18 protein-coding genes and 1 pseudogene are annotated in these 16,120 nt (G+C 71.4%); 12 read left to right on the forward strand and 7 right to left on the reverse strand.

Features of this window, described 5'->3' with window-relative positions:
- The 3 genes from JHN63_RS42710 to JHN63_RS42720 all read left to right on the forward strand — a co-directional run.
- Positions 1 to 819: aromatic amino acid lyase (locus tag JHN63_RS42710; RefSeq protein ID WP_200690517.1), on the forward strand; the 819-nt coding region annotated here is incomplete at its 5' end.
- 74 nt (positions 820 to 893) lie between these two features.
- Positions 894 to 1,736 (forward strand): MurR/RpiR family transcriptional regulator, encoded by an 843-nt coding sequence (locus JHN63_RS42715; RefSeq protein ID WP_200690518.1) that lies wholly within the window; start codon positions 894 to 896, stop codon positions 1,734 to 1,736.
- Between the two features lie 100 nt (positions 1,737 to 1,836).
- A complete protein-coding gene (locus tag JHN63_RS42720; protein WP_307782113.1) occupies positions 1,837 to 2,430 on the forward strand; it encodes a hypothetical protein in 594 nt (197 codons plus the stop codon).
- A 19-nt stretch (positions 2,431 to 2,449) separates the two neighbouring features.
- On the opposite strand, the gene JHN63_RS42725 is transcribed toward JHN63_RS42720, so the two are convergent.
- The 5 genes from JHN63_RS42725 to JHN63_RS42745 all read right to left on the reverse strand — a co-directional run bounded on the left by JHN63_RS42725 (position 2,450) and on the right by JHN63_RS42745 (position 6,166).
- Positions 2,450 to 2,824 (reverse strand): hypothetical protein, encoded by a 375-nt coding sequence (locus JHN63_RS42725; RefSeq protein ID WP_033284364.1) that lies wholly within the window; start codon positions 2,822 to 2,824, stop codon positions 2,450 to 2,452.
- A 22-nt stretch (positions 2,825 to 2,846) separates the two neighbouring features.
- Positions 2,847 to 3,353, reverse strand: coding sequence for a roadblock/LC7 domain-containing protein (locus JHN63_RS42730; protein WP_200690519.1), 507 nt, complete (start codon positions 3,351 to 3,353; stop codon positions 2,847 to 2,849).
- A gap of 34 nt (positions 3,354 to 3,387) precedes the next feature.
- Positions 3,388 to 4,209 carry a transcriptional regulator gene (locus JHN63_RS42735; RefSeq protein ID WP_200690520.1) on the reverse strand — a complete coding sequence of 274 codons (822 nt, stop codon included), beginning with the start codon at positions 4,207 to 4,209 and terminating at the stop codon, positions 3,388 to 3,390.
- The gene (locus JHN63_RS42740; RefSeq protein WP_200690521.1) at positions 4,206 to 4,604 is read right to left on the reverse strand and encodes a hypothetical protein; all 399 of its coding nucleotides are present in this window, start codon (positions 4,602 to 4,604) and stop codon (positions 4,206 to 4,208) included. The genes JHN63_RS42735 and JHN63_RS42740 overlap by 4 nt, the downstream gene beginning before the upstream one ends.
- A 182-nt stretch (positions 4,605 to 4,786) precedes the next feature.
- Complete coding sequence (locus tag JHN63_RS42745) at positions 4,787 to 6,166, reverse strand: diaminopimelate decarboxylase (RefSeq protein WP_200690522.1); 1,380 nt, start codon at positions 6,164 to 6,166, stop codon at positions 4,787 to 4,789.
- A 175-nt stretch (positions 6,167 to 6,341) separates the two neighbouring features.
- Between JHN63_RS42745 and hutU the strand changes: the two genes are divergently transcribed.
- The 7 genes from hutU (at position 6,342) to JHN63_RS42780 (ending at position 13,815) form a co-directional block, all read left to right on the forward strand.
- Positions 6,342 to 8,006: a urocanate hydratase gene (gene hutU / locus JHN63_RS42750; RefSeq protein ID WP_200690523.1), complete on the forward strand. Its 1,665-nt coding sequence runs from the start codon at positions 6,342 to 6,344 to the stop codon at positions 8,004 to 8,006.
- 143 nt (positions 8,007 to 8,149) lie between these two features.
- Positions 8,150 to 9,370: an allantoate amidohydrolase gene (locus JHN63_RS42755; RefSeq protein WP_200690532.1), complete on the forward strand. Its 1,221-nt coding sequence runs from the start codon at positions 8,150 to 8,152 to the stop codon at positions 9,368 to 9,370.
- Positions 9,367 to 10,713: a formimidoylglutamate deiminase gene (locus tag JHN63_RS42760; RefSeq protein ID WP_200690524.1), complete on the forward strand. Its 1,347-nt coding sequence runs from the start codon at positions 9,367 to 9,369 to the stop codon at positions 10,711 to 10,713. Before JHN63_RS42755 ends, JHN63_RS42760 begins: the two co-directional genes overlap by 4 nt.
- 59 nt (positions 10,714 to 10,772) lie before the next feature.
- Positions 10,773 to 11,951 carry an imidazolonepropionase gene (gene hutI, locus JHN63_RS42765; protein ID WP_200690525.1) on the forward strand — a complete coding sequence of 393 codons (1,179 nt, stop codon included), beginning with the start codon at positions 10,773 to 10,775 and terminating at the stop codon, positions 11,949 to 11,951.
- Between the two features lie 161 nt (positions 11,952 to 12,112).
- Positions 12,113 to 12,523: a hypothetical protein gene (locus JHN63_RS42770; RefSeq protein ID WP_200690526.1), complete on the forward strand. Its 411-nt coding sequence runs from the start codon at positions 12,113 to 12,115 to the stop codon at positions 12,521 to 12,523.
- 4 nt (positions 12,524 to 12,527) lie between these two features.
- On the forward strand, positions 12,528 to 13,469 hold the full coding sequence (locus JHN63_RS42775) for a CehA/McbA family metallohydrolase (protein ID WP_307782114.1): 942 nt from the start codon (positions 12,528 to 12,530) through the stop codon (positions 13,467 to 13,469).
- Between the two features lie 97 nt (positions 13,470 to 13,566).
- Complete coding sequence (locus JHN63_RS42780; RefSeq protein ID WP_200690527.1) at positions 13,567 to 13,815, forward strand: hypothetical protein; 249 nt, start codon at positions 13,567 to 13,569, stop codon at positions 13,813 to 13,815.
- Between the two features lie 7 nt (positions 13,816 to 13,822).
- Here JHN63_RS42780 and JHN63_RS42785 read toward each other — a convergent pair whose 3' ends face one another.
- Positions 13,823 to 14,017: a DUF397 domain-containing protein gene (locus JHN63_RS42785; RefSeq protein ID WP_200690528.1), complete on the reverse strand. Its 195-nt coding sequence runs from the start codon at positions 14,015 to 14,017 to the stop codon at positions 13,823 to 13,825.
- 8 nt (positions 14,018 to 14,025) lie between these two features.
- Positions 14,026 to 14,877: a helix-turn-helix transcriptional regulator gene (locus tag JHN63_RS42790; protein WP_200690529.1), complete on the reverse strand. Its 852-nt coding sequence runs from the start codon at positions 14,875 to 14,877 to the stop codon at positions 14,026 to 14,028.
- Between the two features lie 209 nt (positions 14,878 to 15,086).
- Here JHN63_RS42790 and JHN63_RS42795 point away from each other — a divergent pair, with 209 nt between their 5' ends.
- Together JHN63_RS42795 and JHN63_RS42800 are read left to right on the forward strand one after the other, a co-directional pair.
- Positions 15,087 to 15,506 (forward strand): ATP-binding protein, encoded by a 420-nt coding sequence (locus tag JHN63_RS42795; protein WP_200690530.1) that lies wholly within the window; start codon positions 15,087 to 15,089, stop codon positions 15,504 to 15,506.
- 42 nt (positions 15,507 to 15,548) lie between these two features.
- Positions 15,549 to 16,120: pseudogene (locus tag JHN63_RS42800) on the forward strand (hypothetical protein); the annotation flags it as partial.

Consider the following 16,120-nt stretch of genomic DNA (forward strand, 5'->3'; position numbering starts at 1 on the left):
GGGTCGCACGAGCCGTTCGCGGCGCCGGTGCATGCCGCTCGGCCGCATCGGGGGTCGAGCGAAGTGGCGCGGCGGATGCGGGAGTTGATCGGGGCCGCCGACCGGCCCACTCCTCCGCTCGGGCGGATCCAGGACCCGTACGGGTTCCGGTGTCTGCCGCAGATCCACGGTCCCGCGCACGACGCCGCGGACGCGTTGGAGGAGGTGCTCGCGATCGAGATCAACGCCGCCGCCGAGAACCCCTTCATCTCCGCCGAGGACATGACCGCCTACCACCACGGCGGCTTCTACCAGGCCCAACTCGTCCTCGCCCTGGACCACTTCAGGCTCGCGCTCACCCAGGTCGCCCGGCTGTCGACCTCCCGGCTCTCCTCGCTCAACGAACCCGGGTTCACCCGCCTCAAGCCCTTCCTCGCCGACAACGAACCCGCCTCCTCCGGCGTGATGATCCTGGAGTACGCCGCCGCGGCCGCGCTCGGCGACCTGCGCGCGTTCTCGGCTCCCGCCTCGCTCGGGCACGCTGTACTCTCCCGGGGCGTCGAGGAACAGGCCAGCTTCGCCTCGCTCGCCGCACGTCAGACACTGCGCGCCTGCCGCGCGTACCGTCTCGTCGTCGGCTGCGAACTCGTCGCCGCCGTCCGGGCGTTGCGCCAGCGGGACCTGCGGCCCGACCCGGAACTCCCGGTCGGCCGTGCGCTGGAGCTGGCCGAGTCCGTACTCACCGACGAGACGGCGGACCGGCCGCTCACGGACGATGTGACGGCGGCGGCGGGACTGCTGGACCGGTTCACGGACATCTGGAGGGGGAGCACGGCATGAGCGTGGACGGCACTGTGGACAGGGTGGACAGGGTGGACAGGGCGGACAGGGCGGACAGGGGTGTGGACAGGGGTATGGACGTGACCGACAGCCCGGCGGCACGGTTGCAGGCGCTCTTCGAGGGGCACCGGCTCACGCCGACCCAGCGGCGCATCGCGCACAGCATGGTGCGGCGCGCCGCCGAGGTGCCGTTCCTCTCCAGCGTCGAACTCGCCGAACTCGCCGGGGTCAGCCAGCCCTCCGTGACCCGCTTCGCGGTCGCCCTCGGCTTCGACGGCTACCCGGCCCTGCGCAAACACCTCCGCGAGGTCGCGCCCGCCGAGTCCGTCACCGACACGGCGTCGTACAACGAGTACCAGCAGGCCGTAGAGGCGGAGATCGAGAACCTCAAGCACCTCGCCGAGATACTGGCCGACCCCCGCCCGGTCGCGAAGGCCGGCCGACTGCTCGCCGCCTCGCGCCCGCTGCCCGTCCTCGGCCTGCGCGCGGCGGCCTCCCAGGCGTACGGCTTCGCGTACTTCGCCGCCAAGGTCCACCCGGACGTACGGCTGCTCAACGAGGGCGGCACGATGATCCACGACCGGATCGACGCGGCCGTCCGGGCCGGTGCCACCGCCCTGCTGTGCTTCGCGCTGCCCCGGCACCCGCGCGAGGTCGTCGACACCCTGGCGTACGCGCGGGAGGCGGGCCTGACCGTCGTCACCGTCGCGGACTCGGCGTTCGCGCCCGTCGCCAAGGTCTCCGACCTGCTCATCCCGGCCGCCGTCGGCACCGGCCTCGCCTTCGACACGGCCTGCGCGCCGATGCTGCTGGGCCGGGTCCTGCTGGAGGCGATGTGCGACGACCTGCCGGACGCGCAGGCCCGGTTGGAGGAGTTCGACGCGCGGGCGGCGGCGCGGGGGCTGTTCGTGGAGTGAGACACGCTGTCCCATCTGGTGTCTTCTCAGACTCGTCTCACGTTCGCTCACTAGTCTCACGGCCCGACGGAACTGTGCCGGGACGACCAGGAGGCGGGACGTGGCACGCGGAGATCGCAGAGTCCAGGGGCTGGCCCGAGTGGCCGTCGTCGTACGAGCCGGGGCCGCCCCCACGTGGTGGTTCGGGGTGCTGGCGGCGGGTGTCGGCGTGCTGCCGTCCGGCATCACCGGGCGCCGGATCGGGGTGATGGCCGGGGCCGCCCTGTTCATCCTCGCGGCGCTCGTGGTGTCGTACGCGCGCCGCAAGCGCTACACCACCCTCGCCCGCGCCGCCGCCCGGGCCGGGAAGCACGACGTGCTCCAGGACCGCGCGGTCTCCGTACGGAACTGGCGCCGCGGCCACCGCTGGTGGCTCGTCCTCGCCTGCGCGCTCGCGCTGGGCAGCGCGTTCGCCGTGCCGGCGGCCGGCGGCATGCTGCTCGCCGGCGCCGGTACCGGGCTGCGCCTGAAGGCCGCCTGGCTGGGCCGCCGTGAGCGGGCCGACGACGTACTGCTGTGGATCCGCGTCGACTGGCTGGACAAGCGGGGCGGCGCCCCGGCCGGCAAGCCGGTCAGGGGCTACCGCTCCACCGGCATCGCCGCGGGCGACGCGACCCCGGGTGGGGCGCGCCGCCGCGGCGACGTCTACGCGTAGTCGGATCCCGGAGGCGGGCCTACACCTCCAGGTCCGCCTCGATCTTCTTCAACTGGTGCCGGGCCATCGCCAGGTTGGCGCGGCCGGCGTCCAGCACCAGGTAGAGGAACAGGCCGTTGCCGCCCCGGCCCTTGAGCAGGCGGATCAGGTGGTACTGGCTGGAGAGGGTGATCAGGATGTCCTCGATCTCGCCCTTCAGCCCGAGGTGCTCCATCGTGCGCAGTTTGGAGCGCACGACGTCGGTGTTCCCGGCGGCGGCGACGCCGAGGTCGAAGGTCTTGCTGCCGCCCATCGTGCCGAGCGCCATTCCGCTGGTGTAGTCGACGAGCGCGACCCCGGTCGCGCCCTCGATGGAGGTCAGCGCCTCTTTGAGGGAGGTTTCGGTGTTGGCCATGACTGTGCTCCTTTGGGTCCGTTCAACTTTCCGTGGTGGTGCGCGCGTTGGTGCCTGTGGTGGTGCGTGGTGCGCGCGCTGTTCTCGTTCGTGCGGTGGTGGTCTTGGTGGGCGCGGCCCGGGCCTGCTCCGCGGCCTCGGCCTCCGCCGCGGCCGCCGCCTCGGCGTCGACCAGTTCTCCGATCCGGACCCCCGCGCGGCGGCCCTCCAGCAGCAGCCGGCCGACGTTCACCCGGTCCTGGGCGAGCACGGTCAGCACGGCGCCGCGGCCCGCCGCGTAGGTCGCGACATAGCCGTAGACCCCGCGCACGATCAGCTCGCGGAAGTCGCCCTGACCGGTCGCGTCCGCCATCCGTACGGCCACGCCGAGCGCCGTCACGGTCAGCGCGGCCACCCGCTCCGGCTCGACGCCCGGGGTGTCCTGCGCCAGCACGAGACCGTCGACGCCCGCCGCCAGCGCCCCGGTCAACTGGGGCACCCGGGCTCTCAACCGGCGCAGCTCGTCGAGGATCTCGGCCTCGGCGGCCATCGGCTCTCTCCTCTCGGCGCGTGCTCGCTGCCACTCAAAGGGCCTCCAGCGCATCCCTGAGCCTCTTCAGCAATGTGATGTCGGGATCGGTGACGTCCGGCAGCCGCGGCGCGGCGACGGGCGCGGGCGGCCGGGGCGAGACGAGCCCCGCCGACACCAGCCGACGGACGTCCAGCAGCGTGGGATAGGCCCGCCGGCCCAGCGCCCGCGCGATGTCCGTCGCCGTCCGTACGCCGTCCACCAGCGTCAGCACCGCCGCCTGCCGGGCGGTGACCGGCGGGGGCGCGACGGGGTCGGCCCGCACCAGCGGCGCGCCGTCCGTCGCCGCGTCCGGCCAGACGCGGTGCAGCAGATCGCGGCGGCGCAGCGTCTCCCGCTCCAGTGCGGCCACCGGAACCGGCCGCACACCCCCGACCGGATGTGTCACGCCGTACCGGAAACGCCCCGGGGTGCTGCTCGGCGCGAGCACGAAGTACGCCGCGTCGTACAGCGCCCCCAGATGGCACAGCTCCAGCGCGCCCGAGCTCAACTCGCCGCCGTCCAGCAGCAGTCGGGTCGTGGCGTGCCGTTCGTCGGTCGCCCTGGCGGCGGCCTCCCAGGCCTCGGCGCGCAGGGTGCCGTGCGCGGTGAGGAGCAGGTCGAGACCGGGGGCGAACGGGCTCTCGGCGTGCACGACCGCGCCGTCGACGAGATGCAGGCTGCCGCGCTCGCGCACGAGCACCCCGGTCGCCTCCTCGGCGGCGAGCCTGGTCAGCATCGGCGAGACCCCGCCCCAGCCGCGCTCCCCGGCGTCCGCCTTGGCCCGCACGGGCAGCCGCGGCGGCGGGGTGGCCGGTGTGGCCTTGACGGCGGTCATCCGAGCACCAGCCGTCCGGCCATCTCGCCGAGCCGGATCCGGGCCAGCGCGAGATTGCCCTCCGCTCGGGCCAGCCACAGATGCAGGAACACGCTGCTGTCGAACGACGTCCGCACGAACCTGAGCACGTGATAGCTGTCCCGGTTGCTGACGATCAGATCCTCCAGCGGAGGATCGTCGGCCTCCTCTCCTTCGGCCGCGTCGGACGCGAACGCCCGGTGCTCGGCCGCCAGTCGAGCCAGCTCCGCGGCCTCCGCCGCACTGGCCTCCTGGTCACCCCCGGGCGACTCTCCTACGACGCCCAGGGCCAGCCCGCTGGTCCAGTCGACCAGCGCGGCGCCCCGGGCACCGGGCAGTCGCATGGCCTCCAGTAAGCACTCGTCGATTCCGGGCACCGTGGCTCCCCTCCCGCCTGCGGTTCGGCTGAGTGACGACGAAGCTACGCACCGTATGGCCGAGGGGTGAGGGATCTGGCATTTTCCAGTGGGACATGCCCCGAGTGACTAAGGTGGGTCAACTGACCCCGTTTTCACACCAGTTGCACGAGCCAGTTGAACCGTGCGCCCACCGGCGCGCGTCAACGGCGCCCGGGAGCCCGCAGGGTGGTGAGCGCGGCGGCGTGCGCCCCGCCGGATTCGGCCACGATCTCCGCCGTCGTCTGCGGCTCCCGCACGGTCGCGAACGCCACACCCCCGGCACCGTCCTGGACGAAGCCGTAAATCCCGGGCCGGGCAAGGGAGTTGTAGGCGTAGTGGGCCGCGAAGTAGTACGCCCCGGTGTCCAGCGCCGCCGCGTGGTCCCCCTGCTCCAGCAGGGGCAACGCCTGTCCCTGTGCGAGCAGATCACCCGCGAAGCAGGCGGGCCCGGCGACGTCCTGCACCACGTCCGCCCCCGACTTGGGCCGCCCCTTCCCGTCGTAGGCGGCGATCCGCAGCGGCCACGACTGCGGCGCGTACACCGTCCGCGTCGCGACCTGCACCCCCGCGTGCGTGATCGCGATCGGCCGCCCGCCGGCGCTCTTCGTGTACTCGACCCGGGCCACCACCGTCCCCTGCTTGGCCAGCATCGACCGCCCGAACTCGGTCACCAGCCCGTACCGCCCGTCGAACAGCCCTGGTACCGCCTCCCGCAACAGCCGCGCGTACTGGGCGTACGTCGGACTCGTCGCGTCCGAGCCGAAGTTCACCCCCAGCCCGCCGCCGATGTCGAGCGTGTCGATCTGCCGCCGCCCGAGCCGCGCGTTGATCTCCTCCGCCAGTTCGTACGTCTCGGCGACACCCCGCGCGAGCAGCGCCAGCGGAATCCCCTGCGACCCGGTGTGCGCGTGCAGCCGACTCAGCCACGGCCGCTCGGCGAACGCCCGCACCACCCACTCCCGCGCCCCCTCGTCCCGCAGCGCCACCCCGAACTTCGAGGTGGCCGTGGCGGTGGACAGCGCGGCGATGGAACCCGCCCCGATCTGCGGATTGACCCGGATCCCGAGCGGCGAACGACTGCCGGCCGACCGCATCAGCCCATCGACCCGCTCCAACTCCTGCGGATTGTCGACGTTCACCGCGATCCCCAGCGCCAGCGCCTCCCGCAGCTCCGCCGGCGTCTTCGCGGGCGCGTCGAGCACGGTCCGCTCCGGCCGTACGCCCGCCGCCCGCGCCAGCGCCAACTCGCCCGGGCTGGCCACCTCCGCGCCGATCCCCTCCTCGTGCAGCAGCCGCAGCACGGGCACGAGCGGGCTCGCCTTCACGGCGAACGCGTGCAGCACGGGCGTCCCGGGCGCCGTCACCGCGTCGAAGGCCGCGCGCAGCGCCGCCGCCGACTCCCGGACACCGGTCACGTCCAGCAGGGCGACGATGGGCGAACCCGGCCCCAGCAGCCCCTGTTCGATCGCCGCCCGCACCGCCTGGTCCCGGCGCGCGGTCCGCTCGGCGCCGTCCGTGTGACCCTGGTGTACGTCGTTCACTGCGTCCCCCGTCGTGTCGTTGCCCGTGGTCCTTACATCCAGCCAAACATCCAGAGCCTGCCCACTACGACGCCTCGATGTATTGACTAGTTCTATTCAGGACGCCAGGATGTGAATAACCGCAGTAAAGATGTGCACACAGATCCGCTGAGAGCAGTCCGCTAGGAGGCAGACCATGTCAGGACCCCGCCCCGTACGAGCACCCCGCGGTACGGAACTGAGCGCCCTGGGATGGCAGCAGGAAGCCGCCCTGCGGATGCTGCAGAACAACCTGGACCCCGAGGTCGCCGAACACCCCGACAAGCTCGTCGTCTACGGCGGCACCGGCAAGGCCGCGCGCGACTGGCGCTCCTTCGACGCCATGGTCCGCACGCTGCGCACCCTCAAGCAGGACGAGACGATGCTCGTCCAGTCCGGCCGCCCCGTCGGCGTGATGCAGACCCACGAGTGGGCGCCGCGCGTCCTCATCGCCAACTCCAACCTGGTCGGCGACTGGGCCAACTGGGAGGAGTTCCGGCGCCTCGAGGCCCTCGGCCTCACCATGTACGGCCAGATGACCGCCGGTTCCTGGATCTACATCGGCACCCAGGGCATCCTCCAGGGCACCTACGAGACCTTCGCCGCCGTCGCCGCGAAGAAGTTCAACGGCACCCTCGCCGGGACCATCACCCTCACCGCCGGCCTCGGCGGCATGGGCGGCGCCCAGCCCCTCGCGGTCACGATGAACGACGGCGTCGCGATCTGTATCGACGTCGACCCGCGCGCCATCGAGCGCCGCATCGAGCACCGCTACCTCGACGTCAAGGCCGACAACCTGCGCCACGCCCTGGAGTTGGCCGTCGAGGCCCGCGACGCCCGCCGCCCGCTCTCCATCGGCCTCCTCGGCAACGCGGCGGAGCTGCTCCCGCAGATGCTCGCCGAGGGCGCCCCCATCGACATCGTGACCGACCAGACCTCGGCCCACGACCCGCTCGCCTACCTCCCGGTGGGCATCGCCTTCGAGGACATGGCCGACGCCGCCGCGAAGGACCCGGCGGGCTTCACCGTCCGCGCCCGGGAGTCCATGGCCACGCACGTCGAGGCGATGGTCGGCTTCATGGACGCCGGCGCCGAGGTCTTCGACTACGGCAACTCGATCCGCGGCGAGGCTCAACTCGCCGGATACGACCGGGCGTTCGCCTTCCCCGGCTTCGTCCCCGCCTACATCCGCCCCCTCTTCTCCGAGGGCAAGGGCCCCTTCCGCTGGGCCGCCCTCTCCGGCGAGGCCTCCGACATCCACAAGACGGACAAGGCGATCCTCGACCTCTTCCCGGAGAACGAGTCCCTCCACCGCTGGATCAAGCTGGCCGGTGAGCGCGTCCACTTCCAGGGCCTCCCGGCCCGCATCTGCTGGCTCGGCTACGGCGAGCGCGACAAGGCCGGCGAGCGCTTCAACGACATGGTGGCGAGCGGCGAGCTGGCGGCGCCCCTGGCCATCGGCCGTGACCACCTCGACTGCGGCTCCGTCGCCTCCCCCTACCGCGAGACCGAGGCCATGCTCGACGGCTCCGACGCGATCGCCGACTGGCCGCTGCTGAACGCCATGGTCAACGTCGCCTCCGGCGCCTCCTGGGTCTCCATCCACCACGGCGGCGGCGTCGGCATGGGCCGCTCCATCCACGCGGGCCAGGTCTCCGTCGCCGACGGCACGAAGCTCGCCGGCGAGAAGATCCGCCGCGTCCTGACCAACGACCCCGGCATGGGCGTCATCCGCCACGTCGACGCCGGCTACGACATCGCGGAGCGGGTCGCGGACGAGCGGGGCGTACGGGTGCCGATGCGCGAGGGTGACGACGCGTGACCCTTCCGGGAGACGAGCGGGGCGGCAGCTCTTCGGCGGGGACGGGTCTCTCGTCGCCGGGTGCGGGTGTGATCGCGGGCGCGAGTGCGAGTGCCGGTGCCAGTGCCGGCGCGGCCCTGGTGGCCGGTGACTCCTTCCACGGGATGTGGCGCGAGCTGCTGCCCATCGGTCGGCACCCCGACTCCGGTGGCTACCGCCGGTTCGCCTGGACGGGCGCCGACGCCGAGTGCCGGGCCTGGTTCAAGGCACAGGCCGAGACCCGCGGGCTGGCCTACGAACTCGACCGCAACGGCAACCAGTGGGCCTGGCTCGGTGACCCCGCCGCCGGGGACGCCGTCGTCACCGGATCGCACCTCGACTCGGTACCCGACGGCGGAGCCTTCGACGGTCCCCTCGGTGTCGTCTCGTCCTTCGCCGCGCTCGACGAACTGCGGGGCAGGGGCGTGGAGTTCACCAGGCCGCTGGCCATCGTGAACTTCGGGGACGAGGAGGGCGCCCGCTTCGGGCTCGCCTGTGTCGGGTCGCGCCTGACCGCCGGGCAGCTCACCGTCGGGCAGGCGCACCGGCTGACCGACGGCGACGGGGTCACGCTGCCCCAGGCCATGGCGGCGGCCGGCTACGACGCCGACGCCATCGGCCCCGACCCCGAACGGCTCGCCCGCATCGGCGCGTTCGTCGAACTCCACGTCGAACAGGGCCGCGCCCTGGACCTGTCCGGCGACCGGGTCGGCATCGCCAGCGCCATCTGGCCGCACGGACGGTGGCGGTTCGACTTCCGGGGCGAGGCCAACCACGCCGGCACGACGCGGCTGGTGGACCGCCGCGACCCGATGCTGTCGTACGCCGAGACCGTGCTCGCCGCCCGCCGCGAGGCCCAACTCGCGGGCGCCGTCGCCACGTTCGGGAAGATCGCCGTCGAGCCGAACGGAGTCAACGCCATCCCCTCCCTCGTGCGCGGCTGGCTCGACTCCCGCGCCGCCGACCAGGACACCCTGGACACGGTGGTCACCGGCATCGAGAAGGCGGCCCGCGAGTACGCGGAAGCCCACGGCATCGACCTCGACATCGTCCGGGAGTCCTTCACCCCGGTCGTCGAGTTCGACCACGCCCTGCGCGACGAACTCGCCCGCGTCCTGGGAACAGGTACGGGTACGGGCACCGGCACGGAACTCACCGTCCCCGTCCTGGGCACCGGTGCCGGACACGACGCCGGAATCCTCTCCGGGAGCATCCCGACCGCCATGCTGTTCGTGCGCAACCCCACGGGCGTCTCGCACTCCCCGGCCGAGTTCGCGGCCGAGGACGACTGCGTGGCCGGGGTGACCGCACTCGCCGACGTACTGGAAGGGCTGGCCTGCAGGTGACGCACCCCACCACGCGGACGTACTGGCTGGAACACGCCTGGCTCGACACCAACGTCGAGCCGGGCGTCGCCCTGGAGGTGAGTGACGGACGGATCGCGGCCGTCCGCACCGAGGTCGACACCCCGCCCCCCGGCGCCGAGATCCTCCGCGGCCTCACCCTCCCCGGCCTAGCCAACGCCCACAGCCACGCCTTCCACCGCGCCCTGCGCGGCACCGTCCAGGTCGGCTCCGGCACCTTCTGGACCTGGCGCGAGCTGATGTACTCCTTCGCCGACCAGCTCACCCCGGACACCTACCACGCACTGGCCCGCGCGGTGTACGCCGAGATGGCGCTGGCCGGGATCACGGCGGTCGGCGAGTTCCACTACGTGCACCACGCGCACGGCGGCACCCCGTACGCCGACCTCAACGCCATGGGCGAGGCGCTCATCGCCGCCGCCTCCGAAGCCGGTATCCGCATCACCCTCCTCGACACCGCCTACCTCTCCTCCGGCTTCGGACAGCCCCCCAACCACCACCAGCTCCGCTTCTCCGACGGAAGCGCGGACGCCTGGGCGGAACGCTGTTCACTTCTCAAGGAACGGGATCACGCGAGGATCGGTGCCGCCATCCACTCCGTACGGGCCGTGCCCGCCGGTGAGTTGGCGACCGTGGCCCGCTGGGCCGAGGAGCGCCGGGCCCCCCTCCACGTCCACCTCTCCGAGCAGACCGCGGAGAACGACGCCTGCCGCGCCGCCCACGACCGCACGCCGACCCAACTCCTCGCCGAGCACGGGGTGTTGGGCCCGCGCACCACGGGCGTCCACAACACGCACCTCACGGACGAGGACATCGCGCTGCTGGGCTCCACCGGGACGGGCACCTGCATGTGCCCGACGACCGAACGCGACCTGGCCGACGGCATCGGCCCCGCCGTAGCCCTCCAGCGAGCCGGCTCACCCCTCTCCCTCGGCTCCGACAGTCACGCCGTCATCGACCTGCTCGAAGAGGCCCGCGCGATGGAGCTGAACGAGCGCCTGCGCACCCGCACCCGGGGCCACTGGACGGCGGCGGCCCTGCTCCGCGCGGCCTCGGCCGACGGCCACGCGGCACTCGGTTGGGACGAGGCGGGCAGCCTGACGGCAGGCGCCCTCGCCGACTTCACGACGATCGCGCTCGACTCGGTCAGGACAGCGGGCCCGGTGCCCAGGCTCGGCGCCGAGACGGCCGTATTCGCGGCGACGGCAGCGGACGTACGGCACACGGTCGTGGGCGGCCGGCACGTCGTACGCGACGGGGCGCACGCGCTCGTACCGGATGTGCCGCAGGCCTTGGCGCAGGCAGTCGAAGCCCTGCGCGCGTAGAGACGACCCCCGACCCCCGCACCGACGCCGACACGACCCCCCGCACCCACGAGGACACGATGAGCAGCACCGTCATCACCAACATCGCCACGCTGGTCACCAACGACCCCTCCCTCTCCCTCGGTGACGGATCTCCCCTCGGTCTGATCCAGGACGCGGCCGTCGTCATCGACGGCGACCGCATCGCGTGGACCGGTGAGACAAGCAAAGCACCCGCCACTGACAATCGGGTCGACGCCGGTGGGAGGGCGGTCCTGCCGGGCTTCGTGGACTCCCACTCGCACCTCGTCTTCGCGGGCGACCGCACCCAGGAGTTCAACGCCCGCATGTCCGGGCGGGCGTACAGCGCGGGCGGCATCCGTACGACGGTCGCGGCGACGCGCGCGGCGAGCGACGGGGAACTGGAGGCGAACCTCACCCGTTACCTGGACGAGGCCCTCCGCCAGGGCACCACCACCTTCGAGACCAAGTCGGGCTACGGCCTGACGGTCGCGGACGAGTCGCGCGCGCTGCGTATCGCCGCCGCGCACACGGACGAGGTGACGTACCTCGGCGCGCACATCGTCTCGCCCGACTACGCCGACGACCCCGCCGCGTACGTGGCGCTGGTCACCGGCGAGATGCTCGACGCCTGTGCCCCGCACGCCCGTTGGATCGACGTGTTCTGCGAGAAGGGCGCGTTCGACGGCGACCAGGCGCGCGCGATCCTGACGGCGGGCAAGGCGAAGGGCCTGCACCCACGCATCCACGCCAACCAGCTCTCCTACGGCCCCGGCGTCCAACTCGCCGTGGAACTGGACGCGGCGAGCGCGGACCACTGCACGCATCTGACGGACGCGGACGTGGACGCGCTGGCGGCCGGCCGGACGGTCGCGACGCTCCTGCCCGGCGCCGAGTTCTCGACACGGGCGGAATGGCCGGACGCGCGCCGCCTGTTGGACGCGGACGTCACGGTCGCCCTGTCGACGGACTGCAACCCGGGTTCGTCCTTCACGTCCTCCGTCCCCTTCTGCATCGCGCTGGCGGTACGGGACATGGGGATGACGCCGGACGAGGCGGTGTGGGCGGCCACGGCGGGTGGGGCGGCGGCGTTGCGACGGGATGACGTGGGCCGGGTGACGGTCGGGGCGCGTGCGGACCTGACTCTGCTGGATGCGCCGAGTCATGTGCATCTGGCGTATCGGCCGGGGGTGCCGTTGGTGAGTGGGGTGTGGCGGCGGGGTACGCGGGTGGTCTGACCAGGGAATTTCAGAGGGTCTCGGGGAGTATCAAGATGTCCCCTGTCCGCTGAAAGCGGGTTGAGGGCGTCGTGAAACCGGGTGGGCGCAGGCTCTGTTCCAGAACGAAGGCGAACCGAGCCCCGACCGGGGCCGCGCCCGAACCCGAGGAGCAGACCATCATGGCCATCACCCTTACCGACCAGGACAAGAACACCCTGCGCACCGCCGCGTACGGCGCCGTCACCCTCCTGTCGGCCGCCGGAGCCGTCGCCGGTTCGCCGCACCGGATCGCCACCCAGGGCAGCCTCGCGCTGAGTTCGGCGACCGGTCAGGTCGGCCACGTGCTCGCCGAGCACACCAAGATCGCGAACCTGGACGGCAAGTCCGTGGCCGAGATCGCCGACCACGTGCTGCCGGCCCTGACCAGCGCCATGAACCTGCTCACGAAGCAGGATCCGGCGGAGGCCGACAACTTCCGCGGCACGGTCCTGGTCGCCGTCGAAGCGGCCGTCCGGCCCAAGAAGGGCGAGGTCAGCCCGGTCATGACGGAGATGGTCCGCAAGATCACCGCTGCCCTCGACGCCGCGTGATCGGGTGACCGCCGGTCGGGAAGGTCGCTGGTACCGGGGCGACTGCCATGTCCACTCGGTGTGCTCGCACGGCGGCGAGCTGACACCGGAACGCCTTGCCGTCGAGGCGCGGGCGGCGGGGCTGGATTTCCTGGCCGCCACCGAGCACAACAACGCGGATACGCACGGCACTTGGGGTCGCCACGGCGGTGACGATCTGCTGGTGATCCTGGGGCAGGAGGTCACCACCCGTACCGGACACTGGCTCGCGCTGGGGGTTCGGTACGGGCGGGTGGTCGACTGGCGGTACGGCGTGCGGGACGGGGTGATCGACCGGCATCTCGACGAGGTCCGTCGCGGGGGTGGGCTGTGTGTGGTGGCCCACCCGCACGCGCCGTACGACTCGGGGACGTTCCTGTACCCCCACGAGGGGTTCGACGTGGTGGAGGTCTGGAACGGGCCGTGGACCTCGGACCTGCCCTGGCAGGCGGACAACGAGGCGGCGTTGGCGGAGTGGGGGCGGTCTCTTGAAGCGGCTGTCCGGCGCGGCGCGTGGCGGCCGGCGATGGGCAACAGCGACACACACCTCACGGGTCAGATCGGCGTTCCGCACACCGTGGTCCGGGCTGCCGGGCTGAGCGCCGACGCGGTACTCGCCGGCATCGGGGCCGGGCGGAGTTGGATCGCCGGGTCCGCTGCGGTGGAGTTGTCGTTCACGGTGTCTGCCGGGGCTCAACGGGTGGGTATCGGTGGGCGGTTGGAGGGTGGTGACGAGCCGGTGACGGCTCGGGTGGGGGTGCATGGTGTGCCGTCGGGGGTGGTCAGTTTTCACACGGGGCGGGGAGGGTCTACGGCGCTTCGCTGTCCGCCGAGGGTGTGGGCGTGGTGGAGTGGCGTACCGATGCGCGGGAGTCGGCGTTCGTCCGGGTCGAGGTGCGGCATCCCGGGGGGAGCATGGCGGCGCTGAGCAACCCGATCGTTCTGCTCTGAACGCTCGTCAGGGGCTGGGACGGGTCGGGTTGGATAGCACCGTGGCCCGGAGCGGGGCCAACGGGAGGATCGACATGTTCACGTTCCTTGTCCTGGCCCTGGTGCTGGTTGCTACGGCCGTGATCCTGGCGGTCCTTGGGATTCACGCCCTGCTTCTCGGCCGCGTGCCTGGTCGATGGCTTCAGCGACGAGTACGGCAGCCGAGGCTCTGGGGAGCGGGGGTCCTGGTGATGTTGGCGAGCTTGAACCGCCAATCCGTATCGCTGCTGGCGATCGGCATCGGGCTTGTCGCGCTGGGGCATGTCGCGAAGCCGATGCGGTGAATCGGGATCAGGGGCGGAACAGGCCTGCCTTGATGCCGCGAATGAGGTGAGTCAACGGAGTGCGGGTGGTGGTGAGTTCGGTGTTCGGGGTGACGCTTTCGCGGAGGTGGAGGCTGGTGGGAGCGGCGGCGAGTTCGATGCAGGTGTCGCCGTCGCTGCCGTCGGAGAAAGTGGACTTCTGCCAATGCCTGGCCTGGGTCATGCGGATCCTCAAAGTTCCTTCGCCACACGGTGGATGAAATCCCGCGACTGCGCAGGAGCGAGTGACGCCTTGCTCACCTTAAGGAGCAAGGTCCGAAGTCGTTGTAGCTGGGCTTCGGCATCGATGGGCCCCTTGTTCACTGGGGCGTCCCGAAGGCCGGTGTCCAGTCTCGGTACTGGGCCGCCGAGGTACATCATCGCGGCTCCACCACCGGCGAAGTCGTCCTGATCTACGGGGATGACGCGCACTGTGACGTGGTTCTGCTCGCTCAGATCCAGCATCTGCTTGAGCTGGGCGTGAGTGACACGGCGGTCGGAGACGCGGATGCGCAGAGCGACCTCGTGGACGATCGCCTCGTACGGGGTGGGGCTTCCTCCTCCCAGGACCGCGCGGCGCCGCATCCGGTGTTCGACCCGTGGTTCCAACTCGCTCGCGGGCATCCCTGGATTCATGTACGAGAACACCGCGCGGGCGTAGTCGGGTGTTTGGAGCATGCCGGGTACGTGGATGACGACCACGTCGCGCAGGAACGTCGCGTGGTGCTCCAGTTCGGCGACGTCCAGAAAGGGTGTCGACAGGATGCCCCGGAAGTCCTCCCACCACCCCTGTGTCCGATCGGTCGCCATCGCCACGAGCGCGTCGATCAACGCATCGTCGGTACAGGCGTAGTGGGCGGCAAGGCGCCGTACACGTTCCTCGCTGACGCCCGCGAAGCCGGCTTCCACCTGGCTCATCTGCGCTGACGTCGAATTCAACAGGCCTGCCGCCTCGCGGGCTTTGAGCCCGGCTGCCTCCCGCAAGCGGCGCAACTCGGTGCCCAGGCGCACCTGTCGTGCCGTGGGTTGGCTCCTTGGTGCCATGTGCCCCTCCCGCCCTCAACTGGCCTGCGACCGTGCCTCGTTCGGGGGTCAGATTACGGCATTGGCTTGCGCGAGCAAAATTTTTTGCTCTACCTTCAGTAGTGCCACGCACACGCTGCGGAAGCGCACCGCTTCGCCCTGCCATGACGGATGCGGCACTGCCACCGCGCGCACTCAACAGCCAACACCCACCGCCCCGGAGCTGCCGCATGCCCAAAACCGAACCCCAACCCGAGCCCTGGGAGTACTCCCTCTCCGTCCCGCACGACCGCCGTGCCGTCACCGTCTGTCGCCGCACCCTCCGTCTCGTCCTCACCGTGCACGGCCTCATCCGTGTCGCGGACACCGCCGAACTCCTCGCGACGGAGCTGGTCGCCAACGCCGTACTGCACACGAAGGGGCCGGTGGTGCTCCGGGTGTGCTGGTCGGCGGGGGTGCTGCGAGTCGGTGCGTGGGACGCGGACCCCGAACCGCCCGAACCCCCGGGGCAGTTGGCGGATCTGTTGGACGCCGAAGCGGGCCGGGGTCTCGCCCTGGTGCGGGCCTGCGCCGATCTCTGGGGCTGGCAGCCGCTGTCGAGGAACGGGCGGCGCGGTAAGTACGTGTGGTGTGACCTGAACGCCGCCTAGATCGTTGATCATCTCGAATTGATCGGACAGAAAGGAGAGTTGATGGTCAGCTCGTCGCACGAGGCGCTGCACCGGATCTTCCAGAAGGATCCCGCGCTTCTGACCCGTGCTCTGCAGGGCGTCTTAGGCATCCCCTTCCCCGAACCCCGTGAGTTCGCCGCCATGAACGTGGACCTCACCGAGATCGAACCGGTCGAGCGGCGCGTGGACACGTTGCTCCGGGCGGAGACCGACGACGGGGCGTATCTCCTGGTCGTCGAGTCGCAGGGTGAGATCGACAAGCGGAAACGGGGCAGTTGGCCGTACTACCTCAGCTACCTGCACGAGAAGTACCACTGCGAACCCGTACTCATCGTCATCACCCAGAGCCACGCCACGGCCCGCTGGGCGGCGGAGCCCATCCATCTCGGGGTGCGCGGATGCCCCTCGCTGACGGTGCGGCCGTTCGTCCTGGGACCGGACAACGTGCCGGTGATCGCGGACGACCGGGAGGCCGAACGGGACGTACCCCTCGCGGTGCTTTCGGCGATGACACATGGCAAGGGTCCGCAGGCCGCCGTCATACTGGAATCCCTGGCAAACGCCCTGCGGACCATCGACCTTGCCATGTGTCA

Origin of the sequence: Streptomyces sp. MBT65, from assembly GCF_016612545.1 — a bacterium.
Taxonomy (GTDB): domain Bacteria; phylum Actinomycetota; class Actinomycetes; order Streptomycetales; family Streptomycetaceae; genus Streptomyces.

What these genes read in the sequence shown, in the direction of transcription:
- JHN63_RS42785 (WP_200690528.1), bottom strand. Translation starts at nt 14,017, where the DNA reads ATGACCCAGGCCAGGCATTGGCAGAAGTCCACTTTCTCCGACGGCAGC.
- JHN63_RS42795 (WP_200690530.1), top strand. Translation starts at nt 15,087, where the DNA reads ATGCCCAAAACCGAACCCCAACCCGAGCCCTGGGAGTACTCCCTCTCC.
- hutU (WP_200690523.1), top strand. Translation starts at nt 6,342, where the DNA reads ATGTCAGGACCCCGCCCCGTACGAGCACCCCGCGGTACGGAACTGAGC.
- JHN63_RS42790 (WP_200690529.1), bottom strand. Translation starts at nt 14,877, where the DNA reads ATGGCACCAAGGAGCCAACCCACGGCACGACAGGTGCGCCTGGGCACC.
- JHN63_RS42755 (WP_200690532.1), top strand. Translation starts at nt 8,150, where the DNA reads ATGTGGCGCGAGCTGCTGCCCATCGGTCGGCACCCCGACTCCGGTGGC.
- hutI (WP_200690525.1), top strand. Translation starts at nt 10,773, where the DNA reads ATGAGCAGCACCGTCATCACCAACATCGCCACGCTGGTCACCAACGAC.
- JHN63_RS42735 (WP_200690520.1), bottom strand. Translation starts at nt 4,209, where the DNA reads ATGACCGCCGTCAAGGCCACACCGGCCACCCCGCCGCCGCGGCTGCCC.
- JHN63_RS42780 (WP_200690527.1), top strand. Translation starts at nt 13,567, where the DNA reads ATGTTCACGTTCCTTGTCCTGGCCCTGGTGCTGGTTGCTACGGCCGTG.
- JHN63_RS42715 (WP_200690518.1), top strand. Translation starts at nt 894, where the DNA reads ATGGACGTGACCGACAGCCCGGCGGCACGGTTGCAGGCGCTCTTCGAG.
- JHN63_RS42770 (WP_200690526.1), top strand. Translation starts at nt 12,113, where the DNA reads ATGGCCATCACCCTTACCGACCAGGACAAGAACACCCTGCGCACCGCC.
- JHN63_RS42730 (WP_200690519.1), bottom strand. Translation starts at nt 3,353, where the DNA reads ATGGCCGCCGAGGCCGAGATCCTCGACGAGCTGCGCCGGTTGAGAGCC.
- JHN63_RS42725 (WP_033284364.1), bottom strand. Translation starts at nt 2,824, where the DNA reads ATGGCCAACACCGAAACCTCCCTCAAAGAGGCGCTGACCTCCATCGAG.